General features: G+C 68.6%; 15 protein-coding genes and 1 pseudogene. 6 read left to right on the top strand and 10 right to left on the bottom strand.

Annotated features, from left to right (window positions below; translation table 11 throughout):
• Positions 1–55 precede the first annotated feature (55 nt).
• On the top strand, positions 56–1186 hold the full coding sequence (locus MMG85_RS14720; protein WP_241046704.1) for a c-type cytochrome: 1131 nt from the start codon (positions 56–58) through the stop codon (positions 1184–1186).
• Positions 1187–1202: 16 nt separating this feature from the next.
• On the opposite strand, the gene MMG85_RS14725 is transcribed toward MMG85_RS14720, so the two are convergent.
• The 8 genes from MMG85_RS14725 to MMG85_RS14760 form a co-directional block, all read right to left on the bottom strand.
• Positions 1203–1730: a lipocalin family protein gene (locus tag MMG85_RS14725; RefSeq protein WP_241046705.1), complete on the bottom strand. Its 528-nt coding sequence runs from the start codon at positions 1728–1730 to the stop codon at positions 1203–1205.
• Position 1731: 1 nt separating this feature from the next.
• Complete coding sequence (locus tag MMG85_RS14730; RefSeq protein WP_241046706.1) at positions 1732–2814, bottom strand: cyclopropane-fatty-acyl-phospholipid synthase family protein; 1083 nt, start codon at positions 2812–2814, stop codon at positions 1732–1734.
• Positions 2811–3608 carry a DUF1295 domain-containing protein gene (locus tag MMG85_RS14735; RefSeq protein WP_241046707.1) on the bottom strand — a complete coding sequence of 266 codons (798 nt, stop codon included), beginning with the start codon at positions 3606–3608 and terminating at the stop codon, positions 2811–2813. The genes MMG85_RS14730 and MMG85_RS14735 overlap by 4 nt, the downstream gene beginning before the upstream one ends.
• On the bottom strand, positions 3605–4852 hold the full coding sequence (locus MMG85_RS14740; RefSeq protein WP_241046708.1) for a cyclopropane-fatty-acyl-phospholipid synthase family protein: 1248 nt from the start codon (positions 4850–4852) through the stop codon (positions 3605–3607). The genes MMG85_RS14735 and MMG85_RS14740 overlap by 4 nt, the downstream gene beginning before the upstream one ends.
• Positions 4849–5625, bottom strand: coding sequence for a DUF1365 domain-containing protein (locus MMG85_RS14745; protein ID WP_241046709.1), 777 nt, complete (start codon positions 5623–5625; stop codon positions 4849–4851). Before MMG85_RS14745 ends, MMG85_RS14740 begins: the two co-directional genes overlap by 4 nt.
• Positions 5622–6902, bottom strand: a complete 1281-nt coding sequence (locus MMG85_RS14750) for an FAD-dependent oxidoreductase (protein WP_241046710.1) — start codon at positions 6900–6902, stop codon at positions 5622–5624. The genes MMG85_RS14745 and MMG85_RS14750 overlap by 4 nt, the downstream gene beginning before the upstream one ends.
• A gap of 2 nt (positions 6903–6904) precedes the next feature.
• Positions 6905–7855 (bottom strand): acyl-CoA desaturase, encoded by a 951-nt coding sequence (locus MMG85_RS14755; RefSeq protein WP_241046711.1) that lies wholly within the window; start codon positions 7853–7855, stop codon positions 6905–6907.
• 67 nt (positions 7856–7922) lie between these two features.
• Entirely contained in the window at positions 7923–8711 is a 789-nt protein-coding gene (locus tag MMG85_RS14760) for a hypothetical protein (RefSeq protein WP_241046712.1), read from the bottom strand.
• A gap of 246 nt (positions 8712–8957) precedes the next feature.
• Between MMG85_RS14760 and MMG85_RS14765 the strand changes: the two genes are divergently transcribed.
• The 5 genes and pseudogenes from MMG85_RS14765 to MMG85_RS14785 all read left to right on the top strand — a co-directional run.
• Positions 8958–9482, top strand: coding sequence for a sigma-70 family RNA polymerase sigma factor (locus MMG85_RS14765; RefSeq protein ID WP_235578548.1), 525 nt, complete (start codon positions 8958–8960; stop codon positions 9480–9482).
• Positions 9479–10150: a ChrR family anti-sigma-E factor gene (locus MMG85_RS14770; protein ID WP_241046713.1), complete on the top strand. Its 672-nt coding sequence runs from the start codon at positions 9479–9481 to the stop codon at positions 10148–10150. The genes MMG85_RS14765 and MMG85_RS14770 overlap by 4 nt, the downstream gene beginning before the upstream one ends.
• Before the next feature lie 185 nt (positions 10151–10335).
• On the top strand, positions 10336–11655 hold the full coding sequence (locus MMG85_RS14775) for a hypothetical protein (protein ID WP_241046714.1): 1320 nt from the start codon (positions 10336–10338) through the stop codon (positions 11653–11655).
• 288 nt (positions 11656–11943) lie between these two features.
• Positions 11944–13197 carry a putative DNA modification/repair radical SAM protein gene (locus MMG85_RS14780; RefSeq protein ID WP_241046715.1) on the top strand — a complete coding sequence of 418 codons (1254 nt, stop codon included), beginning with the start codon at positions 11944–11946 and terminating at the stop codon, positions 13195–13197.
• 6 nt (positions 13198–13203) lie between these two features.
• Positions 13204–14004, top strand: a pseudogene (locus tag MMG85_RS14785) (TIGR03915 family putative DNA repair protein); the annotation flags it as partial.
• A 42-nt stretch (positions 14005–14046) separates the two neighbouring features.
• Here MMG85_RS14785 and MMG85_RS14790 read toward each other — a convergent pair.
• Both MMG85_RS14790 and MMG85_RS14795 read right to left on the bottom strand, forming a co-directional pair.
• Positions 14047–15060, bottom strand: coding sequence for an aldo/keto reductase (locus MMG85_RS14790; RefSeq protein ID WP_241046716.1), 1014 nt, complete (start codon positions 15058–15060; stop codon positions 14047–14049).
• Positions 15061–15531: 471 nt separating this feature from the next.
• Entirely contained in the window at positions 15532–18159 is a 2628-nt protein-coding gene (locus tag MMG85_RS14795) for a TonB-dependent receptor (RefSeq protein ID WP_241046717.1), read from the bottom strand.
• Positions 18160–18316: the final 157 nt, after the last annotated feature.

Genomic DNA, 18316 nt, shown 5'->3' on the forward strand with positions numbered 1-18316 from the left:
CGCGGGTATCGTTGATCCAGCCCGCCCGCCGCCCGGCGCCCGCCGAGGAATCGCCATGACGCCACGCCGCTTCGCCTGGATGACCCTCGTGCTGCTGGGCGGACTGGCCGGGGCGAGCGCCGCGCAGGCACCCGCACCGGCGACGCCACGACCGGCGCAGGCCCTCAGCGAGCAGGCGGCGAAACAGGCCGGCGACCACTACCAGCGCTATTGCGCGCTATGCCATGGCCGCGATCGCGAGGGCCACGCCAACGACCATGCGCCGTCGCTGCGTTCGCGTTCGCTGCTGGAGTCCGGCATGCCGGTGATCATCGGTGAAGCCATCGCCTACGGCCGGCCCGGCACGCCGATGGGCGGCTATGTCGATGAAGTCGGCGGGCCGATGACGCGTGCGCAGATCGTCGACATGGTGCGCTGGCTGCGCCAGCAAGCGGGCGTGCAGCCGCTGGCCGGCGAACGCGGCGCGGCCTTCGATCGCGTGACCGGCGACATCGGCAACGGTGCGGTGGTCTATCAACGGAACTGCGCGAGCTGCCACGGCGCGAAAGGCGAAGGCGGCACCGGCACGGCGCTGGCCAATCCCACCATGCTGGCGCTGACGCCGGACCGCTTCCTGCGGCACGCCATCGTGCAGGGGCGGCAGGGCACGCCCATGCCGGCCTTCGGCAGCGTACTCAGCGAGGCGCAGATCGATGACGTTACCGCGTTCCTGCGCAGCCGCAGCACCGGCTGGACGGCCGGGAAGCAGGCGCTACGCACGCCGCCCGCCGCGGGCGACTACGTCATCAACAAGAACGGCAGCGCACCGGACTTCGGTGCGCTGAAGGACGACCGCTACGTCAGCGCAGCGGTGCTCGATCGCGAATTGAAGGCCAGGCGCCGCATGGTGCTGCTCGACACGCGCGTGGCCTCGATGTGGCAGATGGCGCACATCGAAGGCGCGGTGCCGGTGCCGTACTACAGCCGGGAGGAGGCCTTCGCGGCGCTGCCGCGCGATGGCACGTGGATCGTCGCCTACTGCGAGTGCCCACGCGCGGCGGCCGATTCGGTGGTCAAACGCCTGCGCGAGGAAGGCGGCTTCGAGAACACGGCCGTGCTGTGGGAGGGCATCCAGGGCTGGGTCAGCCTGGGGTATCCAGTGGTCGCGGGCGACGCGTCGAAACCTGCGGCGCCCGCAAAACCCTGATCGCGTCCGCGTGCCCTCAGTGCGGCACGCGACGGATCTTCGACACGTCGTAACCCAGCGCTTCGATCTGCTTCACCCGGGCCTGGTAATCGGCCTCCGGAATCTGCGGCGTGCGTGCCATCAGCCACACGTAGTCGCGCTTGCTGCGGCCGACGATGGTCTGCTGGTAATCGGCATCGACCCAGGCGATGACGTACTCGGCCTGGATCGGCCAGACGAACTGCATGTCCCACACCGCGCCACCGCCATCGGGCTTGACCGTGCCGACCGGGTGCATGGTCTTCTCCGGGCCGTCCAGCGCGCCCTTGCGGAAGCGGAACGTGGTCTGGATGCGGCCATCCGGCAGCCTGGCGTAGGACTCCACCGCCTTGTAGGCCTCGCGCTCGGGGAAGGACGGGATGTGCGCGATGACGTACCAGTCGCCCATGAAGCGGTCCACGTCCACCGGCGCGGCGGTGGGGATGGAGGGCTTGACGTTGCTGGAGCGGCAGGCGGCGGTGGTCGCAATGACCAGCGCCAGCGCAAGCAGAGGCAGGGTACGCATGTCAGTGCTCCCGGGCCGGACGCTGGAAGCGGTAATGCGCCACCAGCCATTCCTGGCCGTTGCGATAGCCGAACAGTTCGGCGCAGGCCATCCAGAACATGCGCCAGCGCTGGTTCCACAGCGCGGCGGCATCACCGTAGGCCTCGCGCAGCACGGCCATCACCGCGTCGCGGTTGGCGTCATGCTGCGCCAGCCAGTGGTTGGCGGTGCGCTGGTAATGCGTGCCATCCAGCAGCCAGCGTTCCTGCAGGTGCAGGTGGTCCTGGAAGAACAGCAGCAGGTCGGCCGACGGCATCATGCCGCCGGTGAAGAAATGCCGGCCCATCCAGTTGTCCTCGCCCTGCGTCTCGAACGGATACATCAGGTGGCGGTGGACGAAGATGTGCACGAACAGCGCACCGCCCGGCCGCAGCGCGTCGTGGATGCGCCGCATCAGCGCGGCGTGGTTGCTGACGTGCTCGAACATCTCCACCGACACGCAGCGGTCGAAGGCCTGCGGTTCCAGTTGCAGCTGGTTGACGTCGCAGGTGATGACGCGCACGTTGCCCAGGCCGCGTTCGTTGCAGCGCGCTTCGATGAACTGGCGCTGCGAGTGCGAGTTGGACACGGCGGTGATGCGCGCGTTCGGATAACGCTCGGCCATCCACAGGGTCAGCGAGCCCCAGCCGCAGCCCAGTTCCAGGATGTCCTGGCCGTCGGCCAGCGCGGCGCGTTCGCCGTACAGCGCCAGCATCGCCTCTTCGGCCTGGTCCAGCGTCTCGTCGCCGGTCGGGTAGTAGCAACTGCTGTACTTCAGCCGATGGCCGAGGCAGTGGCGGAAGAAGTCCGCAGGCAGTTCGTAGTGCTGGCGGTTGGCCGCGTCCGTGTGCACCGCCAGCGCGCCCTGCTTTAGCGCACGCAGCCGATGCGCGAGCAGGGCCGACTGCGCTTCCTGGCCGCCCACGCTCTCGTCGCGCAGGCGCTGCGCGCACAACTGGCGGATGCCGGCTCGGATCGCCGCATCGGGCAACAGGCCGCGTTCGGCCAGGCCGAGCAGGCCGGGAGCGGCGCGATCGGCCGCCAGTTCGTCCACCATTGCGTTCATCGTGTCGCCTCCTTGGTGGCGGGTTTGGGAAACCAGGGGAACAGCATCGGCGTGGTGCGCTGGTACTCGCGGTACTCCTCGCCGCGCGTGCGCAGGGCCTGCGCCTCGGTATAGGGGATGCCGCTGATCCAGCGCAGGAACACGTACATCACCACCGGCCCGCACCACGACAGCCACGCCCAGGGCGAGCCGAGCGCGAGCACGATGTACGCGAACCAGTGCAGCCACTCGAAGAAGTAGTTGGGATGGCGCGAATAGCGCCACAGCCCGTCGCGGCAGGTCTTGCCGCGGTTGGCCGGGTTGGCGCGGAAGCGCGCCAGTTGCGCGTCGGCGATCGCTTCGCCGGCGACGCTGCCGATCCAGATCGCCACCGCCAATACGATCCAAGGCCACGCCGTGTCCACCGGGCTGCGCGCGACCGCAGCGAAGGGCAGGGCGAACAGCACCACCAGCAGCGCCTGTGCCATGAAGAACAGGAAGAACTTGCCCTGGTGCCCCTGCCAGTGCTCACGCAGGTAGCGGTAGCGGCCGTCTTCCGGCTCGCTGCGTACGCGATGCCACAGGTGCAGGGCCAGCCGCATGCCCCACACGCCGCCGAGCACCGCCAGCGTCGCCCGCGCCTGCCATGCGCCGTCGCCCAGCACCGCCAGCAGCACCGCGCTGCCGCCGACGCAGGCCGACCACAGCACGTCGACGATGCCGGCATTGTCGTGGCGTCGCTGCCACCACCAGCCGAGCGTCATCACTGCGGCGGCGAGCACGGCGACCAGGCCGAGCGAATGCAGCGCGCTCATGCGGCCTCCGGGTGGCCGGGACGCGCCATCAGCAGGTGCGATACGCCGATGGAGCGCTCGAGGAAGCCGCCTTCGCAGTAAGCCAGATAGAACTCCCATAGGCGGATGAAGCGCTCGTCGAACCCCTGTGCGCGCACTTCGGGCAGGCGGGTCATGAAGCGGCGCCGCCACGCGCGCAGCGTGTACGCGTACGACAGGCCGAAGTCTTCCTGGTGCACCACTTGCAGATCGCTGGCGCGGGTCTTGGCGGCGTACATGGCGTTGAGCGAGGGAATGAAGCTGCCCGGGAAAACGAAGCGCTTGATGTAGTCCACCGCGTCGCGCGCCTGCACATAGCGGTGGTCCTCGATGGTGATGGCCTGCAGCAGCGCCTGTCCGCCCGGACGCAGCAACGTGCCGAGCTTGCCGAAGAAGGTCTCCAGGTACTGCGCGCCGATCGCCTCGATCATCTCGATCGAGACCAGCTTGTCGTACGTGCCCTGCAGGTCGCGGTAGTCCTGCAGCAGCAGGGTCACCCGGTCCTCCAGGCCGGCGGCGGCCACGCGTGCGCTGGCCAGCGCATGCTGCTCGCGCGAGATCGTGGTGGTGGTGACGTGGGCGCCGTAATGGCGCGCCGCGTGCAGGGCGAACCCGCCCCAGCCGGTACCGATCTCGACCACCCGATCGCCCGGCGACAGCCCCAGCTTGCGGCAGACCGCGTCCAGCTTGCGGTACGAGGCGGTGTCCAGGTCGTCGTCCGGCGAGGCGAACATCGCCGATGAATACATCAGGTCCGGCGACAGGAACAGGGCAAAGAATTCGTTGCCCAGATCGTAGTGCGCGGCGATGTTGCGCCGGCTGCCTTCACGTGTATTGCGGCGCAGTGCATGCCAGCTGCGCAGCGCCCAGCCACCCAGCCGCGCCAGGCCGGTCTCCATGCCGTCCAACAGGGCACGGTTGCGTACCAGCAGGCGTACCAGGCCGACCAGGTCGTCGCAGCGCCAGTGACCGGCGATGTAGGCCTCGCCGGCGCCGACGCTGCCCTGCGCGGCCACGGCGCGGTAGAACGCCGGCTCGTCGATCCACAGGTGGACGGTCGGCAGCGCCCCGTCACCGGGCTTGCCGAACCGGTGCTCGCCCAGCGCATCACTGACCACCAGGACGCCATGGTCCAGCGCATCCAGGCGCGCCAGCAGCTGCGAGCGCAGCAGTCGGTCGAGCGCGCCGTAGGACGGTGCAGTGGAAAGGTCGACGATCTGGTTCATGGGGTCTCGCGGGCAAGGGGGGAGTGGTCGTGTACGGGTGTCCGCTTCAGCCAGAGGCGCAGCGCCTGCCAGTGGATGCCGCCGATCACCTGCGCGGTCATCAACGGATAGCGCCACAGCACGCGTGCCAGCGACGCGCCATCCAAGGGTCGCCTGAGCAGCGTCAGCGTGGCGTCGAAGGCGCGCTGTCCCTCGCGATCCACCTGCATGTGCACACGCAGCGCCTCGTCGGGCGTGCCGAAACGCCAGCGGTAAGCGCAGTCCATCGGCAGGAACGGCGACACGTGGAAGGCCTTGTCGAACCCCCATTCCCAGCCGTCGCCCTGCGGCACGCCATCGCGTACCGGCAAGACGTAGCTGTGGCGTTCGCGCCAGGGCGTGTTGGTGATTTCGGCGAGCACCGCGTCCAGCGTGGTGCCGTCGGGCCGGAAGCAGTAGTAGAAACTCACCGGGTTGAAGACGTAGCCGCCGTAGCGCAGGTGCGTGAGCAGGCGCACGGGTCCCTGCGGGCGATGACCGAGCTGGCGCTCGACGCGGTCGCGCACGGCCTCGGCCAACGGCCGGTCGTGCGGCGCCAGGTAATCGCTGCGGCGGAATTCGGCCAGGTTGCGGCGGTCCACCGACCACAGCCAGCGCCGGTCGAACACGCGGTCGAGTTCGTCCAGGTCCAGGTACAGCTGCGCCATGCGGTAGCGGAACGCATGCGGCCGCGGCGTGTGCCGGCGGTGGCGCACCCAGCCTTCGTACACGGCACTGGCGAGCGGTGCGCTCATGCCGGCACCAGCGCGTCTTCGCGCAAGGACATCGCCGCATGCCGTGCCTCTAACTCATTCACCAGTTCATGCGCACTGCGGATCCCGTCCTCATGGAAGCCCCAGCCCCAGTAGGCGCCGGCGAACCACGTACGCCGCTGTCCCTGGATCTCCGCCTTGCGGCGTTGCGCGGCGACCATGGCGTGGTCGTAGACGGGATGGCGGTAGTGCATGCGGCGCAGGATGCGGGCCGGGTTGATCGCGTCGCTGCGGTTGAGCGTCACCACGAACGGCTCCGGCGACGCGATGCCCTGCAGCAGGTTCATGCAGTAGCTGACCGTACACGGCGCCGATGGGTCACGCGGCACATGCGCGTTCCATGCGGCCCACGCCTTGCGGCGGCGCGGCAGCAGGCGCGCATCGGTATGCAGCACGGTGTCGTTGGACTGGTAGCGGATCGCGCCGAGGATGTCGCGTTCGCGGCCGTCGGCATCGTGCAGCAGGCGCAGCGCGTCGTCGCTGTGGCAGGCCATCACCACCTGGTCGAAGCGCTCGGTGCCGGCGGCCGACACCACCTCCACCTGCTGCGCCTGGCGCAGCACCGCACTGACCGGCGTGGCCGCGCGCTCCTGCACGCGCCACCGGCGCCGCAAGGCCTCCACGTAGGTCGCCGAGCCCCCGGTCACCACGCGCCACGGCGAGCGCTCGCCCAGCGTCAGCATGTGGTGGTTGGCCATGAACTGCACCAGGTAGCGCGCCGGGAACGCCAGGATGCCCTGCGGCGGCGACGACCACAGGGCGGACGCCATCGGCACCAGATGCTCGTCGCGGAATGCGGCACCGTAGCCGCCCTGCTGCAGGTAGTCGCCCAGCGTCGGACCGGTGTCGTCGCCCTCCAGCAGGGCGGGCGCCTCGCGGTAGAAGCGGGCCAGGTCGCGCAACATGCCCCAGAAGCGCGGCGACACCAGGTTGCGGCGCTGGCAGAACAACCCGTCCAGCGAGGTCGCGTTGTACTCCCTGCCGCTGCGCTCGCTGTGCACGGCGAAGCTCATCGTGGTCGGCTGCGAGGCCACCCCGAGTTCGTCGAACAACCCGCACAGCAGCGGATAGTGGTGCGGATTGAAGACGATGAAACCGCTGTCGATCCGGTACTCGCGCCCCGCCTGTTCGACCGTGTGCGTATGCGTGTGCCCGCCGAGGTAGTCGTTCGCCTCGAACAGCACCACCTCGTGCCGCTGCGACAGCCACCACGCCGACGCGAGTCCGGCGATGCCCGATCCGATGACCGCGATGCGCATGCTCAGCGCCTCGCCTTGGCCAGCACCCACGCGGGCACCGGCTTGAGGTCGCGCACCAGCCCCAGCAGCGCCATCGCGCGCAGGCCGTACCAGGTGAGGTCGATCTCCCACCAGCGGAAGCCCTGGCGTGCGGTGCCGGGGAAGAAGTGGTGGTTGTTGTGCCAGCCCTCGCCGAAGGTCAGCAGCGCCAGCCACAGGTTGTTGCGGCTGTCGTCGCGCGTGTCGAAGCGGCGGCGGCCGAAGCGGTGGGCCAGCGAATTGATGGTGACCGTGGCATGGAACAGCACGACGGTCGACACGAAGAAGCCCCACACCAGCAGTTGCGGACCGCTGGTGCCCAGGTGCGGGGCAACGCGTTCCAGCAGCGCGCCCACGCCGAACAGGGCGGCGGCCAGCAGCACCGGCACCACGGTGTCGTAGCGGTCCAGCCAGCGCAGTTCCGGGTAGCGTGCCAGGTCCGGGATGCGCGACCAGTCCGTGCGGAAGCCACCGCGGGTCAGGAACCAGCCCGCATGGCTCCACCAGAAGCCATGCACGCCGGGGGAGTGCGGGTCGGCCGCCGTGTCGGCATGGCGATGGTGGTTGCGGTGGTGGGCGGCCCACCACAGCGGTCCGCGCTGCACGCTGGACGCGCCGATCAGCGCGAACACGAACTGCAGCACGCGCGAGGTGCGGAAGGTGCGGTGCGAGAAGTAGCGATGGTAGAAGCCGGTGATGGCGAACATGCGCACGGCGTACAGCGCCAGTGCGACGATCAGCGCGATCGGCGACACGCCGACCCAGAGCGCCGCCACGCACGCCAGGTGCATGCCGATGAAGGGCACGGCCCGCAGCCAGTCGATGCGGGCCGCCTGCGCGTCATCGTCCTGTACGTCCTCCGTGTCGAACCAGCGGCGAATCGCGGCAAGGCCGCGCCGCGCCGGCGGAGGGGTGGGGGAGTCGCTTGCCGGCATCACGGGGGTCTCGATTGCGTCGACTCATACTACGGACGAAGTCGCGCATTGGATGCGTGACGACCGGTCATCCCGCACACGCGCGCACCAGCGGCGTCGCCAGGGCGGCCTGCAACGCCTGCGTCGTGGCAGGTGCCGCCGGCTGCGGAAACACGATGCGCACATCCTGGTGCCGGCCCTTGCCATCGCGGATCGTGGCGATGCCGGCGAACTCCAGCAGGCGCTGGTCGGCACTGGCGTAGGTCAGCTGCATGGTCGGGGCGACGAAGCCATACCAGCGGTCCAGCTTCATCGACATGCGCTGGGCGGGAGTACCGTTCCAGCGCACCACCGGCCCGGGATCCAGCTTCACCGGCACGAAGGCGAAGCGGCTGGGCAGCAGGAACGGCTGGGTCACGTCGCGCCCCGCACGCAACGCATCCCAGTGCAGGCGCACGCTGGCGTCGAAGCCGGCATCGATCACCGCGCCTGCCGGCACCGCCACCACCTGCTCACGGGTGCGGGCATCGGACTTTTCCCGGACGTACACCACGCGTCCCCGCTCGCTGCTGCGGACGCCTTCGCGGTAACCGTCGCGGGCATCCTCGAAGTCGAAGTCCGGGGCCTGCGCCGCGCCGCGTTCCATCACGGTCTTGCGCGCGAACGCGCGGCCGTCCGGGCAGCGGTACAGCACCAGGCGCTTGGCCGCGCCGTCCTGCCGGTAGCGCCAGTGCGACTCGCGGTACACCACGGCCTCGCCCTTGCGTGCGTAGGCCGTGGCCTCCTGGCGCAGGATGTCCGTGTTAGCCAGCGCGGACGGGCTGGCCAGCAGCAGGACGGCCAGCAGGGGCAGGGTGGACGGCATGCGGTCGGTCATGGCGTGGACTGATGTATGGGTGTCCGCGGGCATACGCGGCCCGGCGGCGGACGGATGCGCCGGCGCCCGGCGGGGCACTGCATCCGAAGCCCGGTCATCTTCGTAGAGGCCGCCATCACGAGCTGCAACCGGACCTGGCTTACCATGCCCACCGACCTCACAAGGAGACCGTCGCCCCTGCGGGCGGCCCGGCCCGTGTCCACGCCCATCCCCGTCACGCGCGACGTCCACGACTGGACCGGCGACATGCTCGCGGTCGCCCGGCAGCGCTGCCGTGGCAGCTTCATGCGCATCTACGACCACTTCATGCCACGGCTGTGCCTGTACCTGCGCGGCCTGGGCAGCCCCGAAGCGGTAGCCGAGGAACTGGCGCAGGAAGCGCTGCTGCGGCTGTGGCAGCGCGCCGACATGTACGACCCGCAGCAGGGCGCGGTGTCCACCTGGCTGTTCCGCATCGGCCGCAACCTGCACATCGACCGCGTGCGACGCGAGCCGGGCTGGGTGCAGATCCTGGAGGACGGCGGGCCGGCGAGCGACGAGGAACTGGCGCGGCCGTTCACCTCGGCCGAGGACCACGCCGAACATGCCCACCTGCAGCGCCGCATCGAGGATCTTCCCGCCGTGCAGGCGCGGTTGATGCGCATGTCGTACTTTGAAGCCAAGAGCCACCAGGAAATCGCCGACGAGCTGCAGATGCCGCTCGGCACCGTGAAGTCGCACCTGCGCCGCGCCTTCCTGCGGCTGCAGGGCCAAGTGAGAGGCCAGTCGTGAACCCGCACCATCATCTCGATCCTTCCACCGTGGTCAGCTACGCCGCCGGCGCGCTGGCGGTCGAAGTGGCGATCGTGGCCGCCACCCATCTGGAGACCTGCGCCCACTGCCGCGCGCGCGTGGACGAGGCCGAGCGCTTCGGCGGCCAGCTGGTCGAACAGCAGCAGCCCGTCGTCGCCGATCCGGCGCGGCAGGCCAGCCTGCGCGCATCCATCCTCGACCGTCTGGACGAGGCGCCCGTACCGGCGTCGGCACCGCCGCCGCGCAGCGCGCCGTACGAGGACGACGACCGCCTGCCCGCGCCGCTGCATCCCTACTTCGGTGCCTCCTATCGCGCGCTGAAGTGGCGCTGGATGGCACCTGGCGTGCATTGCATCCGCGCGCCCAACACCAAGGGCGGCACGCTGCTGCTGCTGAAGATCGGCCCGGGCCGCAGCATGCCCGTGCACAGCCATGGCGGCACCGAGCTCACCCAGATCCTGCGCGGCGCCTACCACGACGCGCTGGGCCACTTCGCACCGGGCGACGTCGCCGACCTCGACAGCGACGTCGAACACCAGCCGGTCACCGTGCCCGGCACCGCCTGCATCTGCGTCTCCGCGCTGGACGCCCCGCTGCGGTTCCCGGGCTGGTTCGCGCGCAAGCTGCAGCCGCTGTTCAAGTTGTAGGCGGTGCACTCCGCTCCTGCGCGTGTCAGGCGGAATGTTGCGGCATCCGTTTTACGCATAGTGCAGAATCCCGTCCGGGATGGGTGCCGCGGCACCCGGTAGCCGCCGCATAGCGGCATTCAGGATCAACAGGGGATGCAGGGATGACGCTGTGGCACAGGGTGGTGTGGATATGCATGGGTACCATGCTGGCGGTAATCGCGGGCCGGGCCACCGCGCAGGCATCGGTGACGGTGGAAGTCGCCAAGGACATCAAACAGGCGTCGGAGCTGCTGGATCAATGGAACGGTGGCAACGACCGCCTATTGCGGGCACGCGTGATCGTCGACCGTGTGCTGCAGGCTCATCCCGACTACGCGGAGGTGCATCGGCTGCAGGCACGCCTGCTGCTGAGCGAGGGGTTCCGCTCCAGACGCAACTACCTGCCGGGTACCTTGGAAGCGGCGGCGCGCTCCGTTGATCGCGCGATCACGCTGGCGCCGGACGATCCGGAAAACCACTTGCTGCGTGCACGCATCCACCGGCTGGAATCGCAGTGGGCCAAAGGCGAAGCGGTGCTGCTGAAGGCAGAACAGGCAGGTGCCGATCCGGCTTGGGTGGCGATACAGCGGGGTGACATACTCGACGACCAGGGTCGTTGGGGAGAGGCCGCGGTGTACTACCGGCAAGTGCTCGCTTCGACCAAGGCGACCAAGGCGCAGCGCGATGCGGCCAGCAGCGGGATGCTCGCCTACTACAATCTGTCGGGCCAACTGGATGATGCGGAGCGCGTGTATCGGGCTCAGATCAAGGACGACCCGGCCTTTGCATGGAGCTATGGCAACTATGCTGCATGGCTGCTTTGCTGGCGCGAAGATGTCGATGCAGCGCTCGTGCAGGCGCGCAAGGCGCGTGCGCTGATGGACTACGGGCACGCCCGCATGGTGGAGACGGCTGCGCTTTATGACCGCTGGTCCGCCCACGTGCTGGCCAGTCGCCAAGTGCAGGCCGACGAGGCGTGGCAGCAGGCGCAAGCCATCAGTGGCGGCGATGCGTCCGATCCCGCGCTGTTGCTGAAGGAAGTCTGCGGAGGGCCTGTCGTGCTCCGTGCGCTGCAGGCGATGCGGATCAGCGGCAAGGGTTTCCGCATCGGACCTGCCGACGCTGTGATGCTGGCGGCGGACCGCGCGCCGGAGGCTGTTCCCGGCATTTTCGTGATGCGGGTCCAAGCGAGTGGACGCAGTGGGAATGGCTTGTACCTGAACTCCGAAAAGGACTATCGCGACCAGCGCAATCTATCGGTGCACCTGTTGCCAAAGGCACAGGAAGAGCTGCGTCGCCTATACAAGCAGGAGCCCGATACCCTGTTCAATGGCATGGTGATCCAGGTGATCGGGCACGCACAGCGGACCAAGATCGATTTTCTCGCCAATGGCCAGCCCACGGGCTCGTTCTACTATCAGACGCATGTGGTGGTAGGGGCGGCGGACAAGATCGAGGTGCTGGAGAACGTTCCATCACGTTGACGTTGAAAGGGAGCATCGCGGAACCCGCCGAGGGTCGCGCACCTCATCGCGACCACGCCGTGAATCCATTTGCGGCATGACATCGTAAGCCGGTGGTCGTTTCTCTTGCGGCCACGGCATGCCGGATATCATGTTCACGAGTGCGGTCGTGGTCGTTCGGCTCCGGCTGTTCCCGGTGCCCTTATTGAGGGCGACGGTCACGCAGCGCTGTCCGCATGGACAAGTCGTTGCGCGTTTCCGCAGCATGTCGGTCTCATCGTCTGAGCGACCGCCCGATAAGATGACTCCATGCAACTGAAAGACAAGCTCGCCATCCTCGCCGATGCGGCCAAATACGACGCCTCGTGTGCGTCCAGTGGCGCGGGCAAGCGGCATTCGCTGGGCAAGGGCGGTATCGGCAGTACCGAGGGCATGGGTATCTGCCATTCGTACACGCCGGACGGGCGGTGCGTGTCGCTGCTGAAGATCCTGCTGACCAACTTCTGCATCTACGACTGCGCCTACTGCGTCAACCGCGTGTCGAGCAACGTGCCGCGCGCGCGCTTCGCCACCGCCGAGGTCGTGCGGCTGACGCTGGAGTTCTACAAGCGCAACTACATCGAAGGGCTGTTCCTCTCCAGCGGCATCATCCGCAATGGCGACTACACCATGGAGCAGATGGTGGAAGTCGCGCGCAGCCTGCGCGAGGACTACCGCTTCGCCGGCTACATCCACCTGAAGACCATTCCCGAGGCTTCGCCGGAACTGCTCGCCGCCGCCGGCCGCTACGCCGACCGCCTGAGCATCAATGTCGAACTGCCGACGGAAGCCGGCCTGAAGCAGCTGGCGCCGCAGAAGCAGGCGCAGGGCATCCGCGATGCGATGGGCGAGCTGAGCTGGCGCATCCAGGCGGCCAAGCCGGAGAAGAAGGAAGCCCAGCAGCCCAAGCGCAAGCGCCCGCCGAAGTTCGCGCCGGCGGGGCAGAGCACGCAGATGATCGTCGGTGCCGACGCCGCCGACGACCGCGCCATCCTGACCAGCAGCGATGCGCTGTACCGCCAGTTCCGCATGCGGCGCGTGTACTACTCGGCCTTCAGTCCCATCCCCGACGCCTCCACGCAGCTGCCATTGCGCGCGCCGCCGCTGCAGCGCGAGCACCGCCTGTATCAGGCCGACTGGCTGCTGCGGTTCTATGGCTTCGACGTGAAGGAAATCGTCGACGAGGGCGGGGCGCAGGACGGCATGCTGGACCTGGACATCGACCCGAAGCTGGCATGGGCGCTGCGGCATCCGGACCGGTTCCCGGTCGACCTCAACACCGCGCCGCGCGAGATGCTGCTGCGCGTGCCGGGCCTTGGCGCGCGCAACGTGCAGCGCATCGTCGATTCGCGGCGACAGGGCAAGTTGCGTGTCGCCGATCTGGCGCGCCTGCGGGCGCCACTGCAGAAGCTGCTGCCCTTCGTCGTGCTGCTGGACCACCACCCGCGCCAGCGCCTGGACGATCCGCAGCGGCTGCGGCGCGAGCTGGCGCCGGCGCCGCGCCAGGCCGACCTGTTCGGCTGAGCCGCGATGTTCCGCGCGACGGTGACGCCGGGGTGGGATCTCGATGCCTGGCGCGTGCAGGCACGCCACGCCTGGGAGGCGGGCCTGGCACCCGAATCCGTGGAATGGCAGGCCGATGCGCAGGGCGAACTGCTCGCGGTCGCGCGCGTGCAGGACCAGCCCCTGCAGCGGCACGGTCTGTCGGTGCCGAGTGAGTTCATGGCGTTCGCGGCATCGGTGCTGTGCCATCGCGACGCCGGCCGCCACGCGCTGCTCTATCGCCTGCTGTGGCGCATCGGCAATGGCGAGCGCGCACTGCTGGACCGCGCCACCGATGCCGACGTGCACCGCGCCACGCGCTGGGCGCAGGCGGTGCGCCGCGACACGCACAAGATGAAGGCGTTCGTGCGCTTCCGCCAGGTGGACGGCGAAGACAATACCTACATCGCCTGGTTCGAGCCGGACCACTACATCGTCGATCGCGTGGCGCCGTTCTTCATGCGCCGCTTCGCCGGCATGCGCTGGGCGATCCTCACGCCGTACCGCAGCGTGCAATGGGACGGCACCGATCTGTGGGCGGGCGAGGGCGCGCAACGCAGCGATGCGCCGGCCGACGATGCCGAGGACGCGTTGTGGCGGACCTACTACGCCAACATCTTCAATCCCGCGCGCCTCAACACGCGGATGATGCGGCAGGAGATGCCGCAGAAATACTGGAAGCACCTGCCGGAGACGCACCTGCTGCCCGACCTGATCCGCGAGGCCGGCCGCCGCGTGCGCGAGATGGACGAACGCGAGGCGCAGGCGCCGCGACGGCGCATCCCGGCACGCAAGCCGCCTGCGTCATGAAGGCGGCGGCGGCGCGCTGCCTCAGCCCAGGCCCGGCAAGGGCGCGTCGCGATGCACCAGATTTTCCCTGCGCAGGTCGTGCCAGAAATCCACCGGCACCTGCTCCTGCAACGCGGCGCGGTCTTCGGCGATGCGCTCGGGCCGGCTCGCGCCGGGAATGACCGCGGCCACGGCCGGATTGGCCAGCGCGAACTGCAGGCCGGCGGCCTTCATGCTGGTGCCATAGCGGTCGGCGAGCGCCTTGATGCGCGCGACCTTGTCGAGGATCTGCGGCGTGGCCGGCGCGTATTCGAAGTTCGGTCCGCCGACCAGCGCACCGGAACTGTAGGGGCCACCGACCACGATGCCCAGGCCGCGCGCGGCCGCCATCGGCATCACGCGTTGCAGCGCACGCGCATGGTCGAGCAGCGTATAGCGGCCGGCGAGCAGGAAGCCATCCGGGCGCGGCTCTTCCTGTTCCATCAGCAGTTCGATCGGCTCGACGCGGTTCACGCCCAGGCCCCAGGCCTTGATCACGCCCTCGTCGCGCAGCCGGTCGAGCGCCCTGAACGCGCCGGTGCGTGCCTGCTCGAACATCGACAGCCAGGCGTCGCCGTAGAAATCCTGGGCCACGTCGTGCACCCAGGCGATCTCGATGCGGTCGGTCTTCAGGCGCTTCAGGCTGTCCTCGATCGAACGCAGCGTGGCGTCGTAGGTGTAGTCGTTGACGATCTTGTTGGGGCGGCCGTGCTTGAACACGTCGCCTTTCTCGCCGAGATCGCGCGCGTCGACGTCTTCCACGTCGTCCAGCACCAGCCGGCCCACCTTGGTGCTGATGACGTAGGCGTCGCGCGGCTTGCCCGCGAGCGCGTCGCCCATGCGGATTTCCGCCAGGCCGGCGCCATAGAAGGGGGCGTTGTCGAAGTAGCGGATGCCGTCGTTCCAGGCGGCTTCGACGGTGGCGCGGGCCTCCGCTTCCGGGATGTCGCGGAACATGTTGCCGAGCGGCGCGGTGCCGAAGCCGAGTTTGCCGGGGAGCAGGTCGTGGAGGGACATGGGGACTCCTGTGCGGTCGGGTTCTGGAGAGCGTTGTACCCGAGCGCGCGGTGCTTTGGTGTGACGGGTCGCTGTCCGGCTGTCATCCAAACCGTCCGAGTCCCGCCAGGCACGCTGCGCACCGGCCTGTTCCAGATCGTGAAAAAAAGAGGTTGCTGCGCTAAGTCGCCGTGTCGGTGACGTAAACGTCCTGTCGATCCCGGAACGGGTGGCCGCGACCGATTACCGCGCCACGCTGCCGACCCTGATCTGCGGAGAGCTCACGCGATCTGCGGCTGAAGGTGCTGCCGGCACCGGTGGAACTGGGCAGGTGTCCGCTGTGGATGGCGCGGCACGTGCGTTGACGCCACCATCCCGGCTATCCGTAGAAGCATGCGCGGGTCGCGAAGGCATCGAACGAGGTCGCGCAGGGCGACCTCGGGTTGATAGGGAGGCCGGCGTCCGTGCAGGACACCGGCCTCCATCGATCGGTCAGAACTTCCAGCCCACGCGGGCGTAATAGAAGCCGCCGTTGAAGCCGTACGGCGAGTGCACCGGATAGGCGGCACCGGCCACCGAGGCACCCCAGGGATTGTCGTCCGGGGTTTCGTCGAACAGGTTCTGCGCACCGACATTGACGTACAGGCCCGAGGCGAAGGTCCAGCCGACCTCGGCATCCACGATCACCTGGCTGTCCTCGTAGATCGGCAGGCCGCCGTCGGCGATGCTGATGGCGCCGCTGTCCAGGTGGTCCTCGTACCACGACCCGTAGTAACCCATCCGCAGGTTGGCGTGGAACACCTCGCGCTTGTGGTTGATGCTGAAGTAGCCCTTGGTCTTCGGCAGCGATTCCTCGATCTTGTAGACGCGGGCCTCGTTGATGAAGTTGGCGTCGTAGCGGTCCACCTCGGTCCGGTTCCAGTTCGCCGCCAGCGAGTACGTGGTGGTGCCGCCGAAGTGGTCTGTCTCCACGCTCGTCACCAGGTCAACACCGGTCGTGGTGGTGTCGAACGCGTTGCCGAAGTAGGTCACCGAATTCAGCGATGCCGCCTCCGGATTGCCCGACGCCACCAGCGCATCGCGTTCGGCCGCCGTCAGGGCGAAGCTGGTGCTCAGGGCGATGCGGTCTTCCACTTCGATGCGGTAGCCATCCAGCGTGACCAGCCAGTCGCCGCTGCTCCACACCATGCCCAGCGAGAGGTTCTTCGACTCCTCGGGCGTCAAGGCCTGCGCGCCCTTCAGGATGGCGATGGGATTGGTCGGCGGCAGCGTGGCGATGTCCTCCAGCACGCTGCCGTTGAACGCCGTGCTGATCTGGCTGATGTTGGCCTGGCCCGGGGTGGGCGCACGGAAACCGGTGTTGTACGCGCCGCGCAGGGCGAACGTGTCGGAGACATCGAAGCGCGCGGTGAGCTTGCCGTTGGTGGTGCTGCCGAAATCGTCGAAGTCCTCGTGGCGCACCGCGGCGGCCAGCAGCAGCTGCTCGGTGAACTGCGCTTCCATGTCCAGGTAGACCGCCCAGTTCCGGCGGTCCCACTCGCCGGCGGTGCGCGGGCTGAAGCCGTTGAAGCCGTTGGAGCCCAGCGCGAAGCCCTGCTGGGTCAGCGGGCCGATGCCGGTGGAGGCGGCGTCGCCGGCCTTGACCTCGAAGCTTTCCTCGCGCCACTCCGCACCGGCGGACAGGCGCAGCGGCTGCGCGGTGAAGGTCGTCTCGATATCGCGGCCGACGTCGAAGTTCACGCCCTTCTCGGTCTGCGTGTTGCCGCCGGGACTGAAGCGCAGGCCGGCCGGTTGCGCAGCACCGAGCGATGCGTTGACGGTGTTGTAGATGGTGAAGTCGATATCGTTGCGGCCGTACGTCACGCTGGCATCCCAATGCCAGTCGTTGCCCCACGTACCCTTGACGCCACCGACCACCGACATGTCTTCCAGGCTGCCGCCGAACCGCGGGGTGAAGCCGCCCGGCAGCGTGGACAGGAAGGTGAAGCAGTTGGCGGGCAGTGCGCCGACCGCCGTGCTGACCGTGCTGTACGGAATCAGGTTGCCGTTGGCATCGCGCAGGGCGATGGTCGGGCAGCCGCCGGCACCGGTGGTGTCGCCGATCAGCAGCGTTTCGCCGCCGTCGTTGGAATACACGCCCGAGCGCGCAGTGGGATCGCGGAAGTAGAAGCCGCCGTCGACTTCGCGCTGCGCATAGTTGCCGAACAGATAGACATCGACGCTGTCGCCGCTGATGCCCAGGTTGGCGACGAACTTGAGGTCGTCGTCCACCTTCGGCGAGCCCCAGATCTGCGCCGGTACCGGCACGCCCGGATAGCCGGCGGCGATGGCGGCGGCGGCATCGTCGCGTTGCACGCTGCGCGAGGTGTCGTCGGCCTGACGCCATTCGGCGGTCAGGGTGGCATAGCCGCGTGCGGTCAGCGGCAGGCCGATCTGTGCGGAGTACTGCGTGGTGAAGCCGTCGCCCTCGTAGTACTGCCCGGCGAACGCCTCGAAGGCGCCGCCTTCGCTGATCTTCTTCAGGCCGAAGTTGATCACGCCGGCGATGGCATCCGATCCGTATTGCGCGGCCGCGCCGTCGCGCAGCACTTCCACCTGTTCCAGCGCCAGCGACGGGAACACCGACAGGTCGGGGCCTTGCGAGCCGTCGGACAGGCCGTGGCCGAGGAAGGTGATCACCGCGGAACGATGGAAGCGCTTGCCGTTGACCAGCACCAGCGTGTTGTCCGGTGGCAGTCCGCGCAGGTTGGCGGGACGGACCAGACTGGCGGCGTCATCGATCGGGATGGTGCTGACGTTGAACGACGGCACCAGCACGCGCAGCTGGTCGAGCGCATCGGTGGCGCCCTGGTTGCGGAATTCCTCCGCGCCGATGATGTCGATCGGCACCGCCGACGACGACACCGTGCGCGGCTGCCCGCGACTGCCCAGCACGGAGACCGTGTCGAGCGTGGTCGCTTCGCCGCTGGTGGTTGCGGGGGGCGGTTCCGGCGGTGCGTCTGCCGTCTGTGCGCCGGCGGTTGCGCTGCCGACCAGAGCGGCGGCGACCAGGGCGGCTCTTACTGCGGACGCCAGCGGCGTCCGGGAAACACGTGCGTACGGCTGCTCTCTCTTGCCCATGCGATTCGCCCCTGAATAGTGCGTTGGAAGTGGTGGGTCTTCTCGTGTGCGGGACGCAATGAAGGAAGCGCTGTCCCAATCACATCGGTAACCGGCGTAACGCCCGTGTGCAACTGCGTTGCGTTACCGCATCCACCTTAGGGGGCGGCGAAGTGCG

This window comes from Pseudoxanthomonas sp. LH2527, from assembly GCF_022539275.1.
Lineage (GTDB): Bacteria > Pseudomonadota > Gammaproteobacteria > Xanthomonadales > Xanthomonadaceae > Pseudoxanthomonas_A.